Here is a 14,407-nt window from a genome sequence, read left to right as displayed (position 1 = left end):
TGTAATCGCCCCTTCTTGCATGGGCTCCCCGCGCTGAGTGCTTGCGCCCATGGAAACGGTAACGGGGACGGCTGAAGGACCGGCTGCTGCCGAACCAGTTCGTGGCCGGGGCGGTTGCCGGGCCGTGAGGGGACAGCGCGGACCCCCTGGGCCTGTGCAAACGGCATTCCCGCCTCCCTGTCGGACCGTGTCCCGGAATGGTGGAGGCGGAGCATGGGCGACGGCCAGAAGGAGGTTCGCGATGCCTACCGACACCGAGTTGCTCAGGACCGACAACGAGCAGCTTGAGGAGTTGTTTCGCAAGATTCCGGCGGGTGAGATCCCCAAAGGCCCGATGGAGGGGCTGGCCATCCTGCCGGGGGCGGGGCGTTCGGGGGCACGGGTGCTCGCCCGCCTGGTGCATCTGTTCTGGTGGCGGGGCAAGGTCTTCAGCCCCGACGGTTACCTCAGCAACCGGCTCTCCCCGCTGGACGTGCTGTCCATCGTCGCCATGGTCGGGCCGGGCCCCAGCCGTCTGGACGACCGGGAGTGCATCGTCATCGACTACTCCCACACGTCACTGGTGTGCGGGAGCGTGCGCGATGAGCTGCGTCAGGTCGACCCGCACCTGTACCTGGGTCTGATCTGGCTGGGCAACCGCCGGATCGGATGGTTCACGCTGCGCGATCCGAACAGCGGCAACGGCTAGAACCGGTCGCGCGGAACCGTGGCGCTCCGATCACGACCGTGACGCGGCCGCTGTCGTGAGCGGTCTTTCCGGGACATCGTGACATCCGGTCGACGGGTCGGTCCCCTCCCGCGAGCGCACGTTCAGCGACGAGCCGACACGAGGAAAGGCCCCCACCTTGTTTCCCCCGGCCATGCACCCCCGTAGACCAGCACGGCGCGCTCTGCGCGGTGTTGGGAAGACCAGGCCCAGCCGACACCTGCCGGGCACCGCTCTCGCCGCATCGGCCACCCTGGCACTGACCCTGACGGCGCTCCCCGCGACCCCGCCGCACGGGACGCCGGCCCCGTTGCGGGGCACGGCCACCAGCGCCGGCAAGCCGCTGGCCCACGCCGACGTCACGCTCTTCGCCGGAGACCGGCACGGCACGCGTGTGCTGGGACACGCCACCACCGACTCCCACGGAACGTTCCTGATCCGGCCCGGCCGGCGCACCGGTTCGGTGCAGTACGTCGAAGCCGTACCGTCCGGTGACCGGTCGTTGCGTCTGCGCTCCGTCGTGGGAGTCGGCCCCGGCGGCGGTGTGCAGCAGCGCTCCGAATCCGCTGTGACGGTCAACGAGTTCACCACCGTCGCCGCCACCTACGCGCTGGCCCAGTTCGCCGGCCCGCGCGGCATCAGCGGACCGAGCCCCGGCCTGGAGAACGCCGCCGCCACGTCCTACAACCTCGCCGATCCGGTCACGGGCAAGCCCGGCAAGGTCGTCACGGACCACAACAACGGCACGAAGAACGACACCCTGGCCACACTCGGCACCCTGGCCAACCTCGTCTCCCTCTGTGCGCCGGGAGCGGACACCGGGCGGTGCCAGGACGCGCTGCGCCTGGCGACACCGCAGCGCGGGAGCACTCCCGGTGACACGGCACAGGCCGTGCTCAACCTCGCCCGCAACCCGAGACTGGCCACCGGCAGGCTGTACGACCTGGCCGGCCGGGCGCACACCTACACCCCCACGCTCTCCGCGGCGCCCGAAGCCTGGGTCCTGGCCCTGCACTTCACGGCGCCCCAGGTCTACGCCCCCGGCCGCATGGCCGTAGACGCCAAGGGCAACGTGTGGGCCTCCAACAACTGGCTGCCCGGAACGCGGAACCCCAGCCCTTACGTCACCGTGCAGGACCCGGTGGGCAACCCCACCCTGAACAGCCCCATCAGCGGCGGCGGCATGAAGGCCGGCGCCTGGGGCATCGCCATCGACCACGCCGGCGCCGTATGGGTGCCCAGCTACGCCGGCAATGCCATGTCGAAGTACTCGCCGGCCGGAAAACCGCTGTCGCCCGACACCGGATTCAAGAACGGCGACCTGAACCACCCCCAGGGCACCGCGGTCGACCAGAAGGGCAACGTCTGGATCGCCAACTTCTACGGCCTCAAAGGCAATCGCGGCAAAGGAAGCGTGATCGTCTATCCCCACGGGGACCCCTCGAAGGCGATCACCATCACGGGCGGCGGCCTCGACCATCCGTTCTCCCTCCAGATCGACGGCTACGGCCGGGCCTGGGTCAGCAACGCACGGCTCAACGGTGCGAAAGTCCTGGACACCCGCGTACCCAAGGGCCACGTGGGCGGGAGCGTCACCGTGATCGGCCCCGACTTCAAGCCGACCTCGTTCTCCCCCATCAAGGACGCGTCACTGGACTGGCCCCTCGCGCTCGCCGTCGACTCGAGGAACAACGTCTGGGTGCCCAGCTTCGTCAGCAACTCGATCACCGAGATCGGACCGAGCGGAAAGGTCGCAGGCGTCTACAAGCTGCCCACGACCATCGCGCCCTGGTCCGTGGCCGTCGACGGATCCGACCGCGTCTGGGTCGCCGGCTTCGGCGCCCCCTCCGTCTCGGTCCTGTGCGGCGTCAACACCAGCGCCTGCCCGCCCGGTTCCGCCACCGGCTCCCTGCTGACGCCGCCCCACGGCTATCGCAGCAACTCCATCCAGCACCTCACCGCCATCCAGCTCGACCAGTCCGGCAACGTCTGGCTGGCCAACAACTGGTCCAAGCTCGTCCCACCCACCGGCGGCACCGGCCTGGTAGAACTCATCGGCGCCGCCACCCCCGTCTGCACCCCCCTCACCCCCGTCCCCACACGCCCAACAACAACCAGCCCAACCGCCTGCCCCACCCAGACCCACACACAGCCCGGATGACAACACCTCAGGCAAGCGGTCCTGGAGCAGCCTGGGGGTTCGTTGCTCTACGGACCCCGGTACTACGTCGGGGGCGAGGACCGGAGCGAGTCCTCTACACCACCCCGGAACATGAGATGACCTGCCAGCGCCGGCCGCGCACCCCCTCCCGTGTGGGCGTGGGCGGACGCACGCTTCCCGACTTCGGTGGCGCAGTGCGGGGTGCGCGGTTCCTGGCGACGGAGGCGTGCGTCCGTGCGCGGTCGCACCTGTGCAGCGGTGCCGGGTACGGCCCGGGGCGGACCCCGGTGGTCGCCGGGCAGTCTCGCGGCGACAACCGAGGCAGCGGGCCGTACCGGTCTCGTAGGGCGTTGCGGCTCATTGCCGAACCGTCGTGGCCCGCGGGACGCCGTTCGCGTGTCCGGCCCGCCACCAGCCGGGTGCCACATCCATCGGTGTTCCAACCCACGGACGACGACTCACCTGGCGTCGATCTCGAAAGCTTTCACCAGCCGAGCGTGCCGTCGTCCGCCCGCGCATCCCAGCTCGGCGCGACCGGGTGCGCGTCGTGGCAGGTGAAGCCGAGTCGGGTCAGCGCCCGGCGACGCCGGTCGACGGTGCGGGGTCGCGGCGCGTCATCACGGACACCCCCTCTTGAAAGGTATGCCGGGGCAGGGAGGGACGTGGGTGCCACGGCCGACCGCTGGTCCAGCCGCCCGGACCCGTGGCCGGCCGAGCCGACCCCGGCACGGAAGCAGTGACCGCCCCCGGCAGACCGTGCGCCGCACGGAACGCGCTGTCGCGGCCGTCAGCTGCCGTCGTGGTGGGCCCGGCCGGGAGTACGGTGGAGACATCGAGGGCATGCCGCGCACCGGCTACGGCGCCGGTGCCGCTCTCGGTGATCGACGACGCCGGGTCGGCCCTGGACCGCGCCCGGGGCAGGGTTCGGCCCATGAGCGCGCACGTGCTGATCCCGACGACCTCGAACCTCCCCGCACCCCGGCCGGCGCCGGACAGGTCGGGGACACCCACGCCGGGCCGGCCGAATCGGGAGCGGGGATCCTCACCCCACGAGGGAGAACGCCTCCGTCCGCTGAGCCGCGGCCAGGTCGAGGACCGTCGGCAGGAACTGGGCGACCTGTACGCGGAGGTCTCCGGCGGCGGCCCCTGGGCGTGGAACGAGGCGCGGGCCGACTTCCTGCGACACCTCGCGTCCGACGCACGACGACCGGGGTTCTCGCTGCTGATCGCGGAGACCACGGTCCTGACCGGATGTGCCTACGGCTTTCCCCTGATCGGCGCCGGCCCGTGGCGGGCGGACTTCGGCGGACACGTTCGGGAGGGCCTGCTCCGCCGCGTCGCCCCCGGGCGGCTTTTCGTCGTCTCCGCGATCGTCGTCCCGCCCCGCGTGCGCCGGGAGAACCAGGACCGCGCCTGGAACCTCGCCCGGCGCCTGCAGCGGCGACTGCTCGCCGACGACGGCGCCGCGCTCGGAGTCACGTTGGTGGAAGCCCGGAACGACGGGATCGCCGAGACGTTGAGGTCCTGGGGGTGGCGGAGTGCCGGAGACGGCACCCTCACGGCCGTACCGCCCGGCTCGTGCCGCGTGCTGGTGCTGACCGCGGGGACATGAGCAGCGCCGCCGCCGATCACGGCTCCGCCCCGGTCGGCCCAGGCACAGGGTGAGGGCGGGTACCTGGATGGAGGCAGGAGCACTCGGGTGGTGCGCCTGCGTCCATGCCCGTCCGTCCGTTCAGCGGGAGTCGTGGCCGGACTCCCCTGGACGAGGGATGGTGACCGCCGTCGCATCACTGGCCGCAGGCGCATCCGGCCGCTGCCGGGGTCTCCTCGGGGGCCTGGCCGGTGCAGCAGCCGTCGCCGGTGGCGGTGGGGTCGGCGCTCTTGCCGAGGGTGTCGGCGTCGGCCTTCACGACGTAGACCTCCCAGGGCTCCTTGCCGGGGCCGTGGACCCAGACCTTGTCCTGGAGGGCGTAGCAGCAGGAGGTGTTGTTCTCCTCGAAGGTCGCCAGACCGGCGTCCTTGAGCCGGGTCGCGGCGGCATTGACCTGCTCGGTGGACTCGACTTCGACGCCGAGGTGGTCCAGACGGGTGTCCTCGCCGGGCCGGCCCTCGATGAGTACGAGCTTGAGCGGGGGCTCGGTGATGGCGAAGTTGGCGTAGCCCTCGCGCCGCTTGGCCGGTTCGGTGCCGAACAGCTTCGAGTAGAAGGTGATCGACGCTTCCAGATCACTGACGCGCAGGGCGAGCTGGGCACGGGACATGACGTGTCTCCCATCTGCTTGCATTGATATCTGTCAATACAGAGCTTGCACCTTGGATCGAGAATCGTCAACATAGAAGTATGTCGAAGCAAGAACTGGTGGTGCTCGGGCCGGACGATCCGTCCGCTGCCTGCTGCCCGGGGCTGGTGACCGCGCCCTTGGACGAGGACCAGGCGGCCGATCTGGCCAAGATCTTCAAGGCGCTGGGCGACCCGGTACGCCTGCGCCTGCTGTCGCTGATCGCTTCGCGGGCCGGTGGCGAAGTCTGCGTGTGCGACCTGACCCCGGCCTTCGAACTGTCCCAGCCGACGATCTCGCATCACCTCAAGCTGCTCCGGCAGGCCGGCCTGATCGACTGCGAGCGCCGAGGCACCTGGGTCTACTACTGGGTGCTGCCCGGCACCCTGGACCGACTCGCCGCGTTCCTCACCAGCACGCAGAAGGCTGAGACGACCGCGTGAGCGCACCACTCGCGCGTCGCGCCCTCGCCGAAGCCGTGGGGTCGGCCGCCCTGGTCGCCGTGGTGGTCGGCTCCGGTATCCAGGCCACGGAGCTGACCCATGACGTCGGCGTGCAGCTGCTCGCCAACTCGCTGGCAACCGTCTTCGGGCTGGGCGTGCTCATCACGCTGCTCGGGCCGGTGTCCGGCGCGCACTTCAACCCGGTCGTCACACTCGCGGCCTGGTTCACCGGCCGGCGCACCCCTGACGGGCCGACCATCCGAGACCTGGCCGCCTACATCCCCGCCCAGACGGCCGGAGCGATCGGCGGCGCCGTCCTGGCTGACGCCATGTTCGCCAAGCCCCTGGTGCAGTGGTCCGGCCATGACCGCTCCGCCGGCCATCTGTGGCTCGGCGAGCTGGTCGCCACCGCTGGTCTCGTCCTGCTGATCTTCGGCCTCGGGCGCACCGGTCGCGCCCACCTTGCTTCGGCGGCTGTGGCGTCCTACATCGGCGCGGCGTACTGGTTCACGTCGTCCACGTCGTTCGCCAACCCCGCCGTCACCGTCGGCCGCGCCTTCACCGACACCTTCGCCGGCATCGCACCCGCCTCGCTAGGCCCGTTCATCGCGGCCCAAGTCGCCGGTGCCGTGGTCGGCCTGGGCCTGGTGGCCGCCCTGTTCGCAAAGCCCGCACCGACGCCGGTCACACCGGTCCCCGCCTCCGGCGAACCCGAACTCGCCGCCCCCGCGAGCCTCTGACCCACCGCCCGGAAAGACATCCGCCATGCCCTCTCCCTCTGAGCGACCGTCTGTCTTGTTCGTCTGCGTCCACAACGCCGGGCGTTCGCAGATGGCGGCTGCCTTCCTCACCCATCTGGCAGGCGACCGCGTCGAGGTGCGCTCCGCCGGCTCCGCCCCTGCCGACACCGTGAACCCGGCCGTCGTCGAAGCCATGGCAGAGCTGGGCATCGACATCTCGGCCCAGGTGCCCAAGGTGCTCACGGTGGAAGCGGTCCAGGCGTCCGACGTCGTCATCACGATGGGGTGTGGTGACACCTGCCCCGTCTTCCCCGGGAAGCGCTACCTCGACTGGGAACTCCCCGACCCCGCGGGGCAGGGTGTCGCAGCGGTCCGCCCGATCCGCGACGAGATCGAGAAGCGCATCCGCGGCTTGGTCGACGAGATCGCCCCCGCGAACTGACCCTGGTCGACGAGTACCGCATCACCGTGACGGGCACCGAGCACCCCCACCAGGTCCTGACGATCCACCAGCTCGGCATCGACGACGACAGGTGAGGTGTCCTTCCCCCTCACCTGTCGTCGCAGGGCCGACGGGTTCCGGCTCACGGAGTGCTGGTCTTGTTGAACCCCCTGTCCAGGTAGGGGGACTGGTCGACGACGAAGCCGTCGTCCGCGACCAGGCGGGCGATGCCGCCCTGGTCCCGCCAGACCTCGCTGGAGGAGCTGAAGGAGAAGCCGCCGTACTCCGGGTGGTTCTCGTTGGTGTAGACGCGGTAGCGCTGGCCGGGCTGGATGACCGTGCCGGAGGGGAAGGGGAACGAGCGCTCGGTGGGCTTGGCCTCCACCTTCCAGCCGGTCAGGTCCTGGGGCGCACCGCCCTTGTTGAAGATCTCGACGTACTCGTCGGACTGACCGGTGCTCGTGCCCTGGTAGCGCAGTCCGGAAATGATCACGTCGGGTTCGTCGAGCGTGAACATGCAGACCACGTCGGCGAAGTTGATGCCGTCCTCCGGGCTGCGGAACTGCCGGACGATCTGGCCGTTGCGCTTGAACCCGCTCAGTACCGCCCGATACTGCTTGCCGTCGATCGTGACGGGCCGGGGGTGGACGAAGGTCTGCAGGTCGACCAGGTCGTCGTCGGCCGGGCTGGTACCTGTGCTGTTGGGCGTCTCGTTGTGGTGGAAGCTGAAGTCGAGGTCGGTCGTGCTGCCGTCCTCGAACATGACGTTGATGGTCAGCTGGACGTCGAACTGGCTGGGGCTGACCGTCGTGGGCTTGTTGCGGTGGATGAAGGTGCCGATGACGAACTCGGTGCCGTCGAGCTGGACATCCGCGGCCTCACCGCGGAACTGGTACCCGCTCTGGCTGCCGGCGCTGCCCCACTGGATGTAGTCGGTGCCCACGCCGTTGACCGGTGAGATGGCGGGGTTGGTGGACGAGAAGACGCCTGAGGTGACGACGGTGGTCATGGTGTCTGGCTCCTGCTCTCTCAGTCCTCGTCCTCGATGACCTCGGCCTTGAGCTTGGCCGGGGGCGCGGTGCCGATCTGGGCGACGCCGTCGGTGTGGCGGCCGGGCTTGGCCCCGTCGACCGCTTCGAGGCCGCAGGTGTAGACGATGCAGTCCTTGTCCTGGCCGTTCGTGTTCAGGTGCACGTGGTAGGTGAAGGTGAGCGTGCGTCCGTCGGCGCTGACCTTGGGCTGGACGGGGGGCAGGTTGCCGCCCGTGGTCTGGTCGATGCGCTTGTACTGGGCGCCCACCGTGCCGTTCCAGCGGAACCCGGTGGGGGCCGTGAAGACGTGCTCGCGTTCGCCGGCGTCGACCGTCTCGCTCCAGTTCGGCGTGCGGACGCAGACGTTGATGGTGGTGCCGAGGCCCCCGGGAGCGTCCTCGACCCCGCCCTCCTGCCAGACCACGAGGTCGAGCTTCTGGTCCTGGCCCTGCCCGTCCGTGGTCTGGCCGTGCTCGCTCTGGGTACGGCCCTGCTCGTATCCCCAGTCGTAGCCGTTCGCGTAATGGTCCTGCTCGCCGCGTGTGCCGTCGCGCGGCGGGTCGGCGTAGGGCTTTCCGGCGAGCGCGTCGGCGCGCCCCTGATCCTCTCCCCGCTTGTAGGCGTCCTTCTTGGTCTGCACGTCGGTGGCCATCTCCGAGTCCTCCTGGGGCTGTGATCGAAGCGTGTGACGGAACGAGAGGCGTCCTGGTGCGGTTCGTCCGGCCCGCAGGAGGCGGCCGGAGTTCGGCACCGCACGCCGTGCGGTGCACCGATCGCGGACGTTGTGATGGCTGTGTCCGGAAGGCGGAACGCGGACGCCGCCCGTGGCTTCGGGCGGGGCGTTTCGCGCGGGCGCCGCGGCACGCATCGGAGCCTCATTCGGGTCCATCGTTAGCCCGCCCCCGCCGGCGGTATGCCGGCATTCCCCCATTTGGAACGACGAATCGATTCTGCGTCACTTGTTCGAGTGCAGCTGAGGCGTGATACGGCGCACGGGGCGGACTGGAGCGCCTCAATCCGCGCCCCTGTCGATGCCGTTGGCGTTCTCCGGTCCTCCCACTCGTAAGGAAGTTCCTCGTCGTCCGTTTCGCCCGGCTCCTCCCTCGTGCGAGTGGCCGACGCGGTGGCTGCTCCTGCGGTGCCCCTCCGACCGGTATGCAGGGGAAACGCCAACGACGATGCGGAAGGGGACGTAGATGCGGGAGACCAGGCTGCGGAGGTGTGAGGTGGCGGGCGTCGTCGAGGCCCGGCCGCGCCCCTGCCGGGTGGTGGCGGCGTGACGGCCAGGGCTACGGCGCTGCGGCGTCCGCCGGATTCGCCGGACGGAGGTGGCCTGCCGGGCACCGTGGCGGGCAACGGCACGGTCGGGTGCTCCGGGGACGGCGGGCCCGCGCCGGACGGACAGTTGGCCTTCCCCGCGGACGTGGCCGTGGGAGGCGGGGCGGTCTTCGTCGCCGACCACGCGAACCACCGGATCCGCCGTATCGACGGCACCGGCCTCCTCGCGACGATCGCCGGGGACGGGCTGCGGGGGTTCACCGGCGACGGCGCCGACGCGGTGGGTGCCCGCCTCGGCTTCCCGTCCGCGCTCGCGGTCGCCCCGGACGGAGCCGTGTTCGTCGCCGACGAGATGAACCACCGGATCCGCCGGATCGACTCCTCGGGTGTCATCACCACCGCCGTGGGAGACGGCTCGCGCGGTGAAGGCGAGGGTGACGGCGACGGAGGGCCGGCCGACCGCGCCCGGCTGGACTCCCCGTGCGCCGTGGCTGTCGACGCGGCGGGCCGGCTGTACGTCGGGGAAGCCGGCACTCTCCGGGTGCGCAGGATCGACGGCAACGGCGTCATCAGCACGGTCGTCGCGGCATCCGGGCGGTCCGGCGGCTCCGGTGCGGCCGATGCGGGCGAGGCGTTCCTGCCCGCCGGCCTGGCGGTCGACGCGGCCGACCGGCTGTACATCGCCGACCCGGAGGGCCGGCGGGTACTGCTGCTCGGCTCGGGCGGGGAACTCCGGGTACTGGCGGGTCCGCCGGACGGAGCCGCCGGCGCCACGGTGGTCGACTGGGGTGCACCGTGCGCGGTGGCGGTCGACGGCGAGGGCTCGGTCTACGTCGCCGACCAGACCGGACACCGCGTGTGGCGGCTGGCCGACGGAGCGGCCCGCATCATCGCGGGGCAGCCGGATCCGGCTGCCGGCGAGGCCACCGCGTCCGTCGACACGCCCGATGCCGCCGTCCACACCGCGCTGCGTTACCCGTGTGGTCTCGCCGTGGATCCGGCGGGGCAGCTGCTCGTGGCGGACAACTTCCACCACCGGATCGCGGCCGTGCCCCTCACCACCGCTCTCTCCGAGGACACGGACCCGGTACGGGGCGAGAAGCCCGAACCGGAGCCGGACCGGGAACCCGAGCGGGAGCGGTCCCCCGAACCGCAACCGGAGCGGAAGCCGGCACCGGCACCGGCACCGGCGCCGGCACCGGAACCGGACCGGGAAGCGGACAGCGTGCCGGCCGGTGACGGCGGCACCGCGTCCGCGCAGCCCGCCCGGCTGCTGGTCCGACAGGAGGTCGGCCTGGAGGTCCAGCGCGGGCAGAGCGAGTTGATCCACGTCCGGGTCTCCTCCGGCGACCCCTGGGCCCCGGGACGGGTGGAGCACCGTTTCACCGCTCCGACGGGTTTCGTCTTCGACGGCCGGGTGACCTGCGCGTACTACCGCGCGGATCGCACGGTGCTCCCTGGCGGGGGCCCGGCGGGGACGGTCGGGGAAGGCGGGCGCTCGTTGGCCGTCACGGACGAGCCCCGCCTGAACACCCCCGGCCATCCGGCGGCGGCCCTGGTCTACACGCTCGGCATCCGCGCCCTGGACGACGCCGAGCCGGGCCGGTACACCGACGGGCGGGCGGTGATCGCGGGCCAGCCGGAAGTGCGCCTGAAGGCGAGCGTGCTCGGAGACGACGACGAGGACTGACGAGGACTGACGAGGACTCACGAGGGTACGCACGAGATTCGAAGCCGCCCATGGCAGACCATCCGCCATGGGCGGCTCTTTGCGTTCTCAAACCATGAATGCGGAGGTAATCGTTTCTGTGCTCCCAGGTCACCCTCACGACCGTCACGAGTTGTAAATGATTGGCTACTTTGAGTTAGCGTTCGAAATGTGTCCACGCCCGCCCTCCCGAGGTTCGGTCCGCCGGGCCCCTTCCCGTACGCCCCGCTCGCCCACCCGCTCGACCGCAAGTGGCTGCACTACGCGTTCCTGTCACGGTGTGGGCAACACGCACTCATCGCGAACCTCTCCGTCCTGGGCTCCTCCACCGGCTCGGTCTTCGCGGATCCGGGCGCTCCGGCCACCGGACGTCGCAGCGGAACCGGCACGGCGGCCGAGGGACAGCACATGGCGATCCTGCTCCTCTACGGGGAGGGGCACGGCTGGAGCGCGACACAGTTCAACGCCGAGCAGCCGGAACTGCCGTGGTCGGCCTTCCGGTTGCCGCACCCGCACGGAGAGCCCCGCGCGTTCCGGGTGGCCGCCCGCTCGGCTGCGCCGGTGGCGGACGTACGGCTGACCCGGACCAGCAGGCCGTGCACCTCGCAGTGCGCGCCGTTCGGTGATGACGAGCATCTGCGGTGGCAGTCGGAGCCCGGCGTCCTGGGTACCGGGACCCTGCGGCACGGCGACGGTACGGCGACTCGGACGGACCTGCTCGGCTATCACGAGCGGGTACGCGGCCGGTGGTCCTGGCCCACACTCGGCGGCTGGGTGTTCGGATTCGTCAACGACCCCTCGGGCCCGGCCGACCAGGCCCCGCCCTCGGCCGTCGTCTTCACCCTGATCCAGCCCGCGTACCCCGCGGACGCGGCCAACGGGTCGGTGATGCTGTGGCGCGACGGGCGCATGATCCGTCACTTCCCGCGGCGCGATCTCCGGGTGGCGGTGAGCGGCAGCCTGGACCGCGACCGGGTGGCGATGGTGCCGCCGTTGGCGGGCCTGCTGGGCACCCCGCCGATGGCCGCGGTGCCCGGTCGACTGCTGATCACCGCACGACTCGGTGACGACCGTCTCGTCCTCGACTTCCGCTCGCACACGGCCGGCCGGATCGTCAACCCTTCCGAGACCAGCCTGCACCCGTTCAGCGTGCACGAGACCCTCGGCCCGTGCACGGTGGAGGGCCGGGTCGGCGGACGCCGTATCGGCTTCCACACCGGGGGCATCGTGGAGTTCGCCGGCGGTGCCCATGACTGAGACCGTCCCCGCGTTCACCGGGGCCCGGCTGCTGGACGAGACGGTCGCCGCCCTGTCCGACCGGGCGCCGGCGATCCTCGCCGCCGCGGCCGGCCACCTGCGCGGCATCCGGCTGGGCCTGCACTTCAACGACGGCAGCCACGCCACACTCACCGCACGGCACAGCCGTATCGTGGTGGACCGGGACCGCTGCCCGGACCCCGATGTCGAGGTCGCCTTCGACAACCGGGCCATGAACCTGCTGTTCGACCTCCAGCGCCCGCCCGCCGACCAGGTCCTGCCCGACAGCCTCGATGTCCGCGGCTCCCGCGACGACACCCTCGCTGTCTGGCGGGCCTTCACCCTGCTGTCCCAGCGCGCGTCGGGCCTGCGCAGCATGCAGGAACTGTGGGGGGCGTACCGCGAACAGGCCCCCCAGCTGTGGGGCAGCGCGACACCCGCGGCCCGGGTACCGGCCGCCGACCCGGTCGACTGGACGGCCCTGGACTTCCTCGCCCGACGCTCGCCCGAGGACGCGCCGGCGCCGCCCGCGCTGGTCGGTGACACCACCGTCACCGCGCCGCGCCTGCTGTGGGACGGCCGCACCAGCACCGACTGGTCGCTGGAGGACACCGTCCGGGACGCGGACCTGATGGAGACCATGCTCCGGTGCCGGGCCCGCACCAACGAGGAGATCGAACGGCTGCTGCCGGACCGCGAACCGCGTGCCGAGCTGTACGACCTCATGCGCTCCTACCCCGCTCGCCAGGGCAAGGGCCTGCGGCCCACCTTGACCATCGCCGCCTGTGCCGCTTTCGGCGGGCGCCCCGACGACGCCGTACGCGCCGCCGCGGCGCTGGAACTGTTCCACAACGGCTTCCTCGTCCACGACGACATCGCCGACGAGTCCACCCACCGGCGCGGTCTGCCGACCATGCACGAGGAACACGGCCTGGGCCTGGCCGTCAACGTCGGCGACGGGCTGAACCTGCTCGCCGTCGACGCTGTCCTGTCCAACCTCGAAACCCTCGGTCTGGTCCGCACCCTCGGCCTCATCCACGAGGCGGTGCACATGTGCCGGGAGTCCATCGAGGGGCAGGCCATGGAGCTGGGCTGGATCCGTCACGAGGTCGTCCCCGAAACCGACGACGCCTACTTCACGATGAGCACCAAGAAGACCGGCTGGTACACCTGCATCAGCCCGTGCCGCATCGGCGCCGTCTGCGCCGGCGTCACCGACCCCGCCGTCCTCGGCCGGTTCGACGAGGCGTTCCGCCTGATCGGCATCGCCTTCCAGATCCAGGACGACATCCTGAACCTGGTCGGCGAGGAGGCCCTCTACGGCAAGGAACCTCTCGGCGACCTGCTCGAAGGCAAGCGGACGGTGATGTTGATCCACCTCTTCCGCACCGCGTACGCCCACGAGCGCCCCCGCCTCTTCGACGTCCTGCGGCAGCGCCGTACCGACAAGACCCAGCAGCACGCCGAGGAACTCCTCGCCGCCATGCGCCGGCACGGCTCCATCGAGTACGCCACCGACCTCGCCGACCGGCTCGCCGCCGAAGGCATCGCCCGCTTCGAGGAAGACCTCCGGTTCATCCCCGAGAACGAAGGCAAAGCCGTCCTGCGGCAGATCGCCCACTACGTCACCTCGAGGCCCCTGTGACCACCACCCCGCCCCCGCCGGCCGAGCCCACCGCCGCCGGCCCGCTGACCCCCACCGACCACCGGGCCTTCGCCCTCCTCGGCCACGTCAACAGCAGCCTGCGCCAATGCCTGTGCACCCTGGCCAGACACGGCGTGGCACTGCGCCGCGACGCCCCCGAACGCGCCCGCCTCCTGCTCGACACCGTACGGCCCTGGCCCCTGTACAAGGGCGGCCAGTTCCTGTTCGACCTGATGGAGTGGGAGGACCTCATGGTGGACGGTGACCCCCCGCCCCTGATGCCCACCGAGCGGATCGTCGCCGCCTGCACGCTCCCCGTGCAGCTGATCGCCGCCACGGCCACCGAAGCGGTACCGACGGTGACGAAGCTGGTTCCCGGTCAGCGCGCGACCGCCGCCTTCGACCTCCCCCTGCGCCTGCTGGCCACCACCGCCCGCAGCACCCTCCTGGGTGCCGCGCAGGACATCACCGACCTGCTCGGACCGCACGCCGCCCCCGACGACGACGCGGGTCACGCCGCCGATCCGGAACCCGTAGCGGACGACACCGTCACCGACCTGCCGCCGCTGGAAGCCGGCTTCTACCTCTACGAGGACATCGTCCTCGGCGCCCTGTCCGTCCTCGGCCCGCTCCTGGCCGACCACGCACCGACCGATCCCGCGCCGTCCGTCTAGCTCATGACGCCCGTCCCCGCTCCCGACGGTCCGTGAGCCGGCC

Annotated in this window: 13 protein-coding genes; 10 read left to right on the top strand and 3 right to left on the bottom strand. The window is 71.2% G+C overall.

Features of this window, described 5'->3' with window-relative positions; all coding sequences use genetic code 11:
* Positions 1-241 precede the first annotated feature (241 nt).
* The 3 genes from ABZ923_RS11045 (at position 242) to ABZ923_RS11035 (ending at position 4,479) form a co-directional block, all read left to right on the top strand.
* Positions 242-688 (top strand): hypothetical protein, encoded by a 447-nt coding sequence (locus tag ABZ923_RS11045; protein ID WP_361469665.1) that lies wholly within the window; start codon positions 242-244, stop codon positions 686-688.
* Between the two features lie 328 nt (positions 689-1,016).
* Complete coding sequence (locus tag ABZ923_RS11040) at positions 1,017-2,867, top strand: hypothetical protein (protein ID WP_361469663.1); 1,851 nt, start codon at positions 1,017-1,019, stop codon at positions 2,865-2,867.
* Between the two features lie 931 nt (positions 2,868-3,798).
* Positions 3,799-4,479, top strand: coding sequence for a hypothetical protein (locus tag ABZ923_RS11035; RefSeq protein WP_361469660.1), 681 nt, complete (start codon positions 3,799-3,801; stop codon positions 4,477-4,479).
* 175 nt (positions 4,480-4,654) lie between these two features.
* Here the strand turns inward: ABZ923_RS11035 and ABZ923_RS11030 are convergent, their stop codons facing one another.
* Positions 4,655-5,128 carry an ArsI/CadI family heavy metal resistance metalloenzyme gene (locus ABZ923_RS11030; protein ID WP_361469657.1) on the bottom strand — a complete coding sequence of 158 codons (474 nt, stop codon included), beginning with the start codon at positions 5,126-5,128 and terminating at the stop codon, positions 4,655-4,657.
* 80 nt (positions 5,129-5,208) lie between these two features.
* Between ABZ923_RS11030 and ABZ923_RS11025 the strand changes: the two genes are divergently transcribed.
* From ABZ923_RS11025 to ABZ923_RS11015, 3 genes are read left to right on the top strand one after another with little or no spacing between them, the layout of a single operon-like run.
* Positions 5,209-5,589: a metalloregulator ArsR/SmtB family transcription factor gene (locus tag ABZ923_RS11025; RefSeq protein WP_361469654.1), complete on the top strand. Its 381-nt coding sequence runs from the start codon at positions 5,209-5,211 to the stop codon at positions 5,587-5,589.
* Positions 5,586-6,329 (top strand): MIP/aquaporin family protein, encoded by a 744-nt coding sequence (locus ABZ923_RS11020; RefSeq protein ID WP_361469651.1) that lies wholly within the window; start codon positions 5,586-5,588, stop codon positions 6,327-6,329. Before ABZ923_RS11025 ends, ABZ923_RS11020 begins: the two co-directional genes overlap by 4 nt.
* Positions 6,330-6,354: 25 nt before the next feature.
* On the top strand, positions 6,355-6,771 hold the full coding sequence (locus ABZ923_RS11015) for an arsenate reductase ArsC (RefSeq protein ID WP_361469648.1): 417 nt from the start codon (positions 6,355-6,357) through the stop codon (positions 6,769-6,771).
* Between the two features lie 142 nt (positions 6,772-6,913).
* Here ABZ923_RS11015 and ABZ923_RS11010 read toward each other — a convergent pair whose 3' ends face one another.
* Both ABZ923_RS11010 and ABZ923_RS11005 read right to left on the bottom strand, forming a co-directional pair.
* Positions 6,914-7,780: a lamin tail domain-containing protein gene (locus tag ABZ923_RS11010; protein WP_361469645.1), complete on the bottom strand. Its 867-nt coding sequence runs from the start codon at positions 7,778-7,780 to the stop codon at positions 6,914-6,916.
* A 20-nt stretch (positions 7,781-7,800) separates the two neighbouring features.
* Positions 7,801-8,454 carry a hypothetical protein gene (locus ABZ923_RS11005; RefSeq protein WP_361469642.1) on the bottom strand — a complete coding sequence of 218 codons (654 nt, stop codon included), beginning with the start codon at positions 8,452-8,454 and terminating at the stop codon, positions 7,801-7,803.
* 624 nt (positions 8,455-9,078) lie between these two features.
* On the opposite strand from ABZ923_RS11005, the gene ABZ923_RS11000 reads away from it, so the two are divergent.
* The 4 genes from ABZ923_RS11000 to ABZ923_RS10985 all read left to right on the top strand — a co-directional run bounded on the left by ABZ923_RS11000 (position 9,079) and on the right by ABZ923_RS10985 (position 14,364).
* Positions 9,079-10,770, top strand: a complete 1,692-nt coding sequence (locus ABZ923_RS11000) for a serine/threonine protein kinase (protein WP_361469639.1) — start codon at positions 9,079-9,081, stop codon at positions 10,768-10,770.
* A 189-nt stretch (positions 10,771-10,959) separates the two neighbouring features.
* Complete coding sequence (locus ABZ923_RS10995; protein ID WP_361469636.1) at positions 10,960-12,045, top strand: hypothetical protein; 1,086 nt, start codon at positions 10,960-10,962, stop codon at positions 12,043-12,045.
* A complete protein-coding gene (locus ABZ923_RS10990; RefSeq protein ID WP_361469633.1) occupies positions 12,038-13,690 on the top strand; it encodes a polyprenyl synthetase family protein in 1,653 nt (550 codons plus the stop codon). The genes ABZ923_RS10995 and ABZ923_RS10990 overlap by 8 nt, the downstream gene beginning before the upstream one ends.
* Positions 13,687-14,364, top strand: coding sequence for a hypothetical protein (locus ABZ923_RS10985; RefSeq protein ID WP_361469631.1), 678 nt, complete (start codon positions 13,687-13,689; stop codon positions 14,362-14,364). Before ABZ923_RS10990 ends, ABZ923_RS10985 begins: the two co-directional genes overlap by 4 nt.
* Positions 14,365-14,407: the final 43 nt, after the last annotated feature.

Origin of the sequence: Streptomyces sp. NPDC046881, assembly GCF_040645015.1 — a bacterium.
Taxonomy (GTDB): Bacteria; Actinomycetota; Actinomycetes; order Streptomycetales; family Streptomycetaceae; genus Streptomyces.
This window is presented reverse-complemented; position numbering and strand designations above follow the sequence as displayed.

Bases quoted from the DNA above. Each gene is read 5' to 3' on its own strand.
- ABZ923_RS11045 (WP_361469665.1), top strand. From the start codon at position 242: ATGCCTACCGACACCGAGTTGCTCAGGACCGACAACGAGCAGCTTGAG.
- ABZ923_RS11035 (WP_361469660.1), top strand. From the start codon at position 3,799: ATGAGCGCGCACGTGCTGATCCCGACGACCTCGAACCTCCCCGCACCC.
- ABZ923_RS11030 (WP_361469657.1), bottom strand. From the start codon at position 5,128: ATGTCCCGTGCCCAGCTCGCCCTGCGCGTCAGTGATCTGGAAGCGTCG.
- ABZ923_RS11025 (WP_361469654.1), top strand. From the start codon at position 5,209: ATGTCGAAGCAAGAACTGGTGGTGCTCGGGCCGGACGATCCGTCCGCT.
- ABZ923_RS11015 (WP_361469648.1), top strand. From the start codon at position 6,355: ATGCCCTCTCCCTCTGAGCGACCGTCTGTCTTGTTCGTCTGCGTCCAC.
- ABZ923_RS11010 (WP_361469645.1), bottom strand. From the start codon at position 7,780: ATGACCACCGTCGTCACCTCAGGCGTCTTCTCGTCCACCAACCCCGCC.
- ABZ923_RS11005 (WP_361469642.1), bottom strand. From the start codon at position 8,454: ATGGCCACCGACGTGCAGACCAAGAAGGACGCCTACAAGCGGGGAGAG.
- ABZ923_RS10990 (WP_361469633.1), top strand. From the start codon at position 12,038: ATGACTGAGACCGTCCCCGCGTTCACCGGGGCCCGGCTGCTGGACGAG.